The 1,602-nt window shown below is 53.4% G+C and carries 1 rRNA gene; it reads left to right on the top strand.

Annotation, left to right across the window (positions count from 1 at the left end):
- The first annotated feature begins 58 nt into the window (after positions 1–58).
- Positions 59–1,587: ribosomal RNA gene (locus AC1D02_RS22150) — 16S ribosomal RNA — on the top strand.
- Positions 1,588–1,602: the final 15 nt, after the last annotated feature.

The raw sequence follows: 1,602 nt of genomic DNA, 5'->3' as shown, positions 1-1,602 counted from the left end.
AGTGGCCTGTCAGTATTTTGAGTGAGCGATCTGTCCGCAAGGACATTAAACAGAGATTGAACTGAAGAGTTTGATCCTGGCTCAGATTGAACGCTGGCGGCATGCCTTACACATGCAAGTCGAACGGCAGCGCGGGGCAACCTGGCGGCGAGTGGCGAACGGGTGAGTAATATATCGGAACGTACCCTGGAGTGGGGGATAACGTAGCGAAAGTTACGCTAATACCGCATACGATCTAAGGATGAAAGTGGGGGATCGCAAGACCTCATGCTCCTGGAGCGGCCGATATCTGATTAGCTAGTTGGTGGGGTAAAGGCCTACCAAGGCATCGATCAGTAGCTGGTCTGAGAGGACGACCAGCCACACTGGAACTGAGACACGGTCCAGACTCCTACGGGAGGCAGCAGTGGGGAATTTTGGACAATGGGCGCAAGCCTGATCCAGCAATGCCGCGTGAGTGAAGAAGGCCTTCGGGTTGTAAAGCTCTTTTGTCAGGGAAGAAACGGTGGRGGCTAATATCCYYTGCTAATGACGGTACCTGAAGAATAAGCACCGGCTAACTACGTGCCAGCAGCCGCGGTAATACGTAGGGTGCAAGCGTTAATCGGAATTACTGGGCGTAAAGCGTGCGCAGGCGGTTTTGTAAGTCTGTCGTGAAATCCCCGGGCTCAACCTGGGAATTGCGATGGAGACTGCAAGGCTAGAATCTGGCAGAGGGGGGTAGAATTCCACGTGTAGCAGTGAAATGCGTAGAGATGTGGAGGAACACCGATGGCGAAGGCAGCCCCCTGGGTCAAGATTGACGCTCATGCACGAAAGCGTGGGGAGCAAACAGGATTAGATACCCTGGTAGTCCACGCCCTAAACGATGTCTACTAGTTGTCGGGTTTTAATTAACTTGGTAACGCAGCTAACGCGTGAAGTAGACCGCCTGGGGAGTACGGTCGCAAGATTAAAACTCAAAGGAATTGACGGGGACCCGCACAAGCGGTGGATGATGTGGATTAATTCGATGCAACGCGAAAAACCTTACCTACCCTTGACATGTACGGAAGCCACGAGAGATCGAGGCGTGCTCGAAAGAGAGCCGTAACACAGGTGCTGCATGGCTGTCGTCAGCTCGTGTCGTGAGATGTTGGGTTAAGTCCCGCAACGAGCGCAACCCTTGTCATTAGTTGCTACGAAAGAGCACTCTAATGAGACTGCCGGTGACAAACCGGAGGAAGGTGGGGATGACGTCAAGTCCTCATGGCCCTTATGGGTAGGGCTTCACACGTCATACAATGGTACATACAGAGGGCCGCCAACCCGCGAGGGGGAGCTAATCCCAGAAAGTGTATCGTAGTCCGGATTGTAGTCTGCAACTCGACTACATGAAGTTGGAATCGCTAGTAATCGCGGATCAGCATGTCGCGGTGAATACGTTCCCGGGTCTTGTACACACCGCCCGTCACACCATGGGAGCGGGTTTTACCAGAAGTAGGTAGCTTAACCGCAAGGAGGGCGCTTACCACGGTAGGATTCGTGACTGGGGTGAAGTCGTAACAAGGTAGCCGTATCGGAAGGTGCGGCTGGATCACCTCCTTTCTAGAGTTGCACAGG

Source organism: Massilia sp. P1_C10, from assembly GCF_056406475.1.
This window is presented reverse-complemented; position numbering and strand designations above follow the sequence as displayed.